At 70.2% G+C, this 6,000-nt stretch carries 7 protein-coding genes; 3 read left to right on the top strand and 4 right to left on the bottom strand.

Features of this window, described 5'->3' with window-relative positions; all coding sequences use genetic code 11:
- Window positions 1-117 precede the first annotated feature (117 nt).
- On the bottom strand, window positions 118-792 hold the full coding sequence (locus ABTX78_RS29200) for a Crp/Fnr family transcriptional regulator (RefSeq protein ID WP_313945018.1): 675 nt from the start codon (window positions 790-792) through the stop codon (window positions 118-120).
- Between the two features lie 313 nt (window positions 793-1,105).
- Between ABTX78_RS29200 and nth the strand changes: the two genes are divergently transcribed.
- The 3 genes from nth (at window position 1,106) to ABTX78_RS29185 (ending at window position 4,011) form a co-directional block, all read left to right on the top strand.
- Window positions 1,106-1,924, top strand: a complete 819-nt coding sequence (nth, locus tag ABTX78_RS29195) for an endonuclease III (protein WP_352209762.1) — start codon at window positions 1,106-1,108, stop codon at window positions 1,922-1,924.
- Window positions 1,925-2,006: 82 nt separating this feature from the next.
- Window positions 2,007-2,744, top strand: a complete 738-nt coding sequence (locus ABTX78_RS29190; RefSeq protein ID WP_352209761.1) for an NUDIX hydrolase — start codon at window positions 2,007-2,009, stop codon at window positions 2,742-2,744.
- Between the two features lie 67 nt (window positions 2,745-2,811).
- Window positions 2,812-4,011, top strand: a complete 1,200-nt coding sequence (locus tag ABTX78_RS29185; protein ID WP_352209760.1) for a MarP family serine protease — start codon at window positions 2,812-2,814, stop codon at window positions 4,009-4,011.
- Window positions 4,012-4,160: 149 nt separating this feature from the next.
- Here ABTX78_RS29185 and ABTX78_RS29180 read toward each other — a convergent pair whose 3' ends face one another.
- The 3 genes from ABTX78_RS29180 to ABTX78_RS29170 form a co-directional block, all read right to left on the bottom strand.
- Window positions 4,161-4,349 carry a hypothetical protein gene (locus ABTX78_RS29180; protein ID WP_313945014.1) on the bottom strand — a complete coding sequence of 63 codons (189 nt, stop codon included), beginning with the start codon at window positions 4,347-4,349 and terminating at the stop codon, window positions 4,161-4,163.
- Between the two features lie 153 nt (window positions 4,350-4,502).
- Complete coding sequence (locus ABTX78_RS29175) at window positions 4,503-5,432, bottom strand: alpha/beta fold hydrolase (RefSeq protein ID WP_352209759.1); 930 nt, start codon at window positions 5,430-5,432, stop codon at window positions 4,503-4,505.
- Between the two features lie 118 nt (window positions 5,433-5,550).
- Window positions 5,551-5,982, bottom strand: coding sequence for a phage holin family protein (locus ABTX78_RS29170; RefSeq protein WP_352209758.1), 432 nt, complete (start codon window positions 5,980-5,982; stop codon window positions 5,551-5,553).
- Between the last annotated feature and the right edge of the window lie 18 nt (window positions 5,983-6,000).

Below are 6,000 nucleotides of genomic sequence, written 5' to 3'. Positions count from 1 at the left end.
GATGTACCAGGCGATCCTGCCGATCCGCGGCAAGATCCTGAACGTCGAGAAGGCGCGCCCTTCGACTGCTGTGTGCCTGTGCTGCGCGTACGCCGGTGTGCGTGTACCGCCGGCGCGTCAGCGCGAGCGCTTGGCGAGCCGCTCCACGTCCAGCAGGATCACGGCGCGGGCCTCGAGCCGCAGCCAGCCGCGCTGCGCGAAGTCGGCCAGCGCCTTGTTCACCGTCTCGCGGGAGGCGCCGACCAGCTGGGCCAGCTCTTCCTGGGTCAGGTCGTGGACGACGTGGATTCCCTCCTCCGACTGCACACCGAAGCGGCGCGACAGATCGAGGAGCGCGCGGGCGACTCGGCCCGGCACGTCGGAGAAGACGAGGTCGGACATCTGGTCGTTGGTCTTGCGCAGCCTGCGGGCCACGGCGCGCAGCAGCGCGGTGGCCACCTCGGGCCGGACGTTCAGCCAGGGCTGGAGATCGCCGTGGCCGAGGCCGAGGAGCTTCACCTCGGTCAGCGCGCTGGCGGTCGCGGTGCGCGGTCCCGGGTCGAACAGCGACAGTTCGCCGATGAGCTCGCCCGGGCCGAGGACGGCGAGCATGTTCTCGCGGCCGTCGGGGGATGTGCGGTGGAGCTTGACCTTCCCCTCGGTGACCACGTAGAGGCGGTCGCCGGGGTCGCCCTCGTGGAAGAGGGCGTCGCTCCGGGCGAGCGTCACCTCACTCATCGAGGCGCGGAGCTCCGCGGCCTGCTCGTCATCGAGCGCCGCGAAGAGCGGGGCGCGCCGCAGAACGTCGTCCACGAGTTCTCTCCTTGTCGACCTGCTCAGGGACCGTGGCCCCCATGATGCCGGACCGCACCGTGCCTACCCGGGGGACACCCGCGTACGACGGCGTCGTCGCGACCGGCCCCTGGCAAGTAAATATTCGTGCGATCAGTCACAACAAGTTTGACGCACTGGAGCGTCTGTTCGTGCGGCAGGGGCCCGATTGGGTCTGATTACCGGGGAGCGGGGCGGATGTCAGTGGTGGCCCGTAGGCTGACCGGGTGTCCAATTCGCCGTGAGAGCGCAGGCCAAGGGGGCTTGAAGAGTGTCCGGAAAGCAAAATTCCGCTGTGGGCGAACAGCCGCCGAGTGGCGCCCGGAAAGCCGCAAAGCCACCCAAACCGGAATCCCGGCTGGCGATGGTCCGCCGTGCGCGCCGGATCAATCGCGAGCTCGCCGACGTCTATCCGTACGCCCATCCGGAGCTGGACTTCCGCAATCCTTTCGAACTGCTGGTCGCCACGGTCCTGTCCGCGCAGACGACGGACCTGAGGGTGAACCAGACGACGCCCGCGCTGTTCGCGAAGTACCCGACCCCCGAGGACGTGGCGGCGGCCGAGCCGGAGACGCTGGAGGAGATCCTCCGGCCCACCGGCTTCTTCCGGGCCAAGACCAAGGCACTGATCGGCCTGTCCGTGGCGCTGAGGGACAACTTCGGGGGAGAGGTCCCGGGCAACCTCAAGGATCTGGTCAGCCTCCCCGGCGTGGGCCGCAAGACCGCGTTCGTGGTCCTCGGCAATGCCTTCGGCGTCCCCGGCCTCACCGTCGACACCCACTTCGGCCGGCTGGCGCGCCGCTGGAAGTGGACCGAGCAGGAGGATCCCGAGAAGGTCGAGGCGGAGATCGCCGAGATCTTCCCGAAGTCCGAGTGGACCATGCTCTCGCACCGGGTGATCTTCCACGGCCGCCGTATCTGCCACTCCCGCAAGCCGGCCTGCGGTGCCTGCCCGATCGCCCATCTGTGCCCGTCGTACGGGGAGGGCGAGACCGACCCGGAGAAGGCGAAGAAGCTCCTGAAGTACGAGATGGGCGGTCAGCCCGGCCAGCGGCTGAGTCCGCCGCCCGACTATCCGGGCAAGCCGGCCCCGCCGCTGGGGGCGAGCGAGTGACGCCACCCCCCGTCCGCTCCGCCGGGCACCCGGCGGAACGATCCGAGCGCCCCGGCGCGTTGTGAGCGAGGGGGTGCCGCGGATGCGCGCAGGAGAAGAGACGTACGACAGAACCCGGGGCCAGGACGTGTACGAGAGCGGTGTGTCCGGCGGCGATGTGACCGTCACCAGCGACGGCCTGCCGGAGTGGCTGGACCCCGTCGTGCGCGCCGCCGAGACCGTCCGGCCCGAGCAGCTCAGCAGGTTCCTGCCGCCCGAGAGCGGCAGCGGGCGGCAGTCCGCCGTCCTCATCCTCTTCGGCGAGGGTCCGGCGGGCCCCGAGCTGTTGCTGATGGAGCGGGCGGGCAGCCTGCGCTCGCACGCGGGACAGCCCTCCTTCCCGGGGGGCGCCCTGGATCCCGCGGACGGCGATCCGGCGACCACCGGCCCCCTGTGGGCGGCCCTGCGCGAAGCCGAGGAGGAGACCGGGCTCGATCCGTCAGGTGTCCAGATCTTCGGCGTGCTGCCGAGGCTCTACATCCCGGTGAGCAGTTTCGTCGTCACACCCGTACTGGGCTGGTGGCGCACCCCGAGCCCCGTCGGCGCGGTCGACCCCGCGGAGACGGCCCGCGTCTTCACCGTGCCCGTGGCGGATCTCACGGATCCGGCGAACCGCGTGACGACGATGCACCCCAGCGGGCACCGAGGTCCGGCATTTCTGGTCGAAGGGGCCCTGGTGTGGGGTTTCACGGCCGGCGTGATCGACCGCATCCTGCACTTCGCCGGCTGGGAACGACCGTGGGACCGCGGCAAGCAGGTCCCTCTGGACTGGCGCTCATGACAGGCTGACCCTGGGACATCAGTGCCGGGACGGACCACCCGGCGACGAAATTGCGAGGCTAATGACGGTGAACGTGCTCGACATCTTGTTGCTGGTCGCCGCCGTATGGTTCGCAATCGTCGGGTATCGCCAGGGCTTCGTCGTCGGCATCCTGTCCGTGATCGGCTTCCTCGGAGGCGGACTCGTGGCGGTGTATCTGCTGCCCGTGCTCTGGGGTGAGCTGACCAACGACTCCGAGGTGTCCACCACCGCCGCGATCGTCGCGATCATCATCGTGATCGTCTGCGCCTCGGTCGGTCAGGCCTTCACCACGCACCTCGGCAACAAACTGCGCCGGTACATCACCTGGTCACCCGCCCGGGCCCTGGACGCCACCGGCGGCGCGCTGGTCAACGTGGTGGCGATGCTGCTGGTCGCCTGGCTGATCGGCTCGGCCCTCGCCGGGACCTCCCTGCCCACACTCGGCAAGGAAGTCCGCAGCTCCAAGGTGCTGCTCGGCGTGTCCCGCGTGATGCCGCCGCAGGCGTCCACCTGGTTCACGGACTTCTCCTCCATCCTCGCGCAGAACGGCTTCCCGCAGGTCTTCAGCCCGTTCGCCAACGAGCCCATCACCGAGGTCCGTCCGCCGGACCCGGCGCTCGCGGGCAGCCCGGTCGCCGCCCGCGCCCAGCAGTCCATCGTCAAGGTCGTCGGTACGGCGCAGAGCTGCGGCAAGGTGCTCGAAGGCACGGGCTTCGTCTTCGGCCAGCGGCGGGTCATGACCAACGCGCACGTCGTCGGCGGCGTGGACGAGCCGACCGTCCAGATAGGCGGCGAGGGCCGGCTCTACGACGCGCGCGTCGTGCTCTACGACTGGGAGCGCGACATCGCGGTCCTGGACGTGCCCGATCTGAAGGCCAGGCCGCTGCAGTTCGCCGACGCGGACGCGCGCAGCGGGGAGAGCGCGATCGTCGCCGGCTTCCCCGAGAACGGTGCGTACGACGTCCGCTCGGCCCGCGTCCGCGGCCGGATCAACGCCAACGGCCCCGACATCTACCGGCGCGGCACAGTGCAACGCGACGTGTACTCGCTGTTCACCACCGTCCGCCAGGGCAACTCGGGCGGACCGCTGCTCACGCCCGAGGGCACGGTGTCCGGCGTCATCTTCGCCAGGTCGCTGGACGACCCGAACACCGGTTACGCCCTGACCGTGGACGAGATCGCCGCGGACATCAGGGCCGGCCTGGCCGCCAACCAGCAGGTCGACAGCCAGAACTGCGCGCTGTAGCGGCGAGCGGTGTGGCCGCGAGCCCCGCGCACCTGGGAAAGCGGCGGGGCGCCGTGGCTGCGAGCCGCAGGCGCCTGTAGCCGCAGACGGTGCAGGCACAGCGGTGTCGGTGGAGCGATGTCGGCAAAGCGGTGTCGGTGGAGCCGGCGTCAGCCGCGGGTATGCCGCAGCCGGGCGGACATCCAGCGTGCGCGGCGCCGGAGGATGCGGGGAATCCCGATCCCTTGTACCGCGTGATCATGGCCCTGCGCTTGCAGGCCACCCCTGTCATGAATGTTCGGCCCATTGGCCGAGCGACGGTTGCGTGCTGCGTCACCGTAGTCGTGCGTCCAGCCCATACCGGGACGTCTGCCCGTGCCCCATGGTCGGTAACCGTGTCAGGAGCGGCCAATTGGCCTATGCGCCAGGCATTTGGCTGTTCGTCAGACAAGTGTTCCGGCCGGCGTTCAGGCAAGCGTTCCGGCGAGCGCGATGCCGGCCGCCGGCAGGGTCTACCGGTCGGGCTCGGGATCCTTCAGCCAGTTGATGAGTTCGGAGGAGAAGGCCACCGGGTCCTCCTCGTGCGGAAAGTGGCCGAGGCCGTCGAACAGCCGCCAGCGGTACGGGGCTTCGACGTACTGACCCGAGCCCGCCGCGCTGCGAGTGCGCATCACCGGGTCCAGGGAGCCGTGCAGATGCAGGGTCGGCACCCGGACCGGCCGCTTCATCCGGCGGTTGAACTGGATCCCGTCGGGCCGCGCGAGCGAGCGCACCATCCACCGGTACGGCTCGACCGCGCAGTGCGCCGTCGAGGGAATGCTCATCGCCCGGCGGTACACGTCGAGCGTGTCCGCGTCGGGAGGCTGCGGGCCGGACCACTCCTGGATCAGCTTGCCCACCAAGGCCGCGTCGTCCGCGACGAGCTGACGCTCCGGCAGCCACGGCCGCTGGAAGCCCCAGACGTAGGACCCGGCCCGGCTCTGCGCGAAGTCGGAGAGCATCGCCGAACGCCACCGGCGCGGATGCGGCATCGAGGAGACGGCCAGCCTGCGCACCAGCTTCGGCCGCATCACCGCGGCGGTCCATGCGAGGTATCCGCCGAGATCGTGCCCGACCAGTGCCGCGTCCGGCTCGCCGAGGGAGCGCACCACCCCGGTGATGTCGAGCGCGAGGTTCGCGGGGTCGTAACCCCGCGGCGTACGGTCGCTGCCTCCCACGCCTCGCAGATCCATGGCCACCGCCCGGTACCCCGCGTCAGCGAGCGCCGTCATCTGGTGCCGCCACGTCCACCAGAACTGCGGAAAACCGTGGAGGAACATCACCAGCGGCCCGTCGCCGACCTCGGCGATGTGGAAGCGCGCACCATTGGCCGCCACGTCGCGATGGGTCCAGGGACCGTCGATGCGTACGGGGCTGCCCGTACCGGTGTCAGGGGCCGTCATGCAGACGAGCGTCCCATACCCGAGTACGGCACGTTCGCCATGCCCTCCCCGGGAGCGGCGCCCACGACGGCCCGCTCCGCCGCGGGACCCGTGCTGAGCGGTCCCGCGGCGGCCCGGGTCAGGCGGAGATCTGGTCCTGAGACACGCGCGGATGCGGCTTGACGCTCTGGAGTACGGCCGCCGTCTGTTTGGCCGAGGCGATCGACTTCTCCGGCGGCTTGACCTTCTTGAACTTGGTGACGGCCAGGAGCGCCAGAATTCCCGCGAGCAGCAGGAACGCTCCGCCCACGATCAGGAAGCACCAGGCAAGGCCGAGCCCCCAGTTGTGGATTCCGTACGCGGCCGCGAAGCTGAAGACCGGAAGCGAGAAGAGCGCGAAGACGCCCGCCACGCTGATGGCCGCGCCGCCGACCGCACCTCGCTTGACGTCCTGCCTCAGTTCCGCCTTGGCCAGGGCGATCTCGTCGTGCACCAGCGCGGACATCTCGGCGGTCGCCGAGGCGACCAGCTGGCCGAGACTGCGCTCGGCACTGCTGCCGGGGTCGCTCATCGCTGCTCCCTCTCTCCT

It is taken from the genome of Streptomyces sp. NPDC096193 (assembly GCF_040302905.1).
GTDB lineage: Bacteria > Actinomycetota > Actinomycetes > Streptomycetales > Streptomycetaceae > Streptomyces.
Note: the sequence above shows the minus strand (reverse complement) of the source record. Positions and strands in the feature narration are given on the sequence as shown.

Coding starts and splice junctions, on each gene's coding strand:
- ABTX78_RS29190 (WP_352209761.1), top strand. CDS start 2,007: ATGCGCGCAGGAGAAGAGACGTACGACAGAACCCGGGGCCAGGACGTG.
- ABTX78_RS29180 (WP_313945014.1), bottom strand. CDS start 4,349: ATGGGCTGGACGCACGACTACGGTGACGCAGCACGCAACCGTCGCTCG.
- ABTX78_RS29175 (WP_352209759.1), bottom strand. CDS start 5,432: ATGACGGCCCCTGACACCGGTACGGGCAGCCCCGTACGCATCGACGGT.
- ABTX78_RS29170 (WP_352209758.1), bottom strand. CDS start 5,982: ATGAGCGACCCCGGCAGCAGTGCCGAGCGCAGTCTCGGCCAGCTGGTC.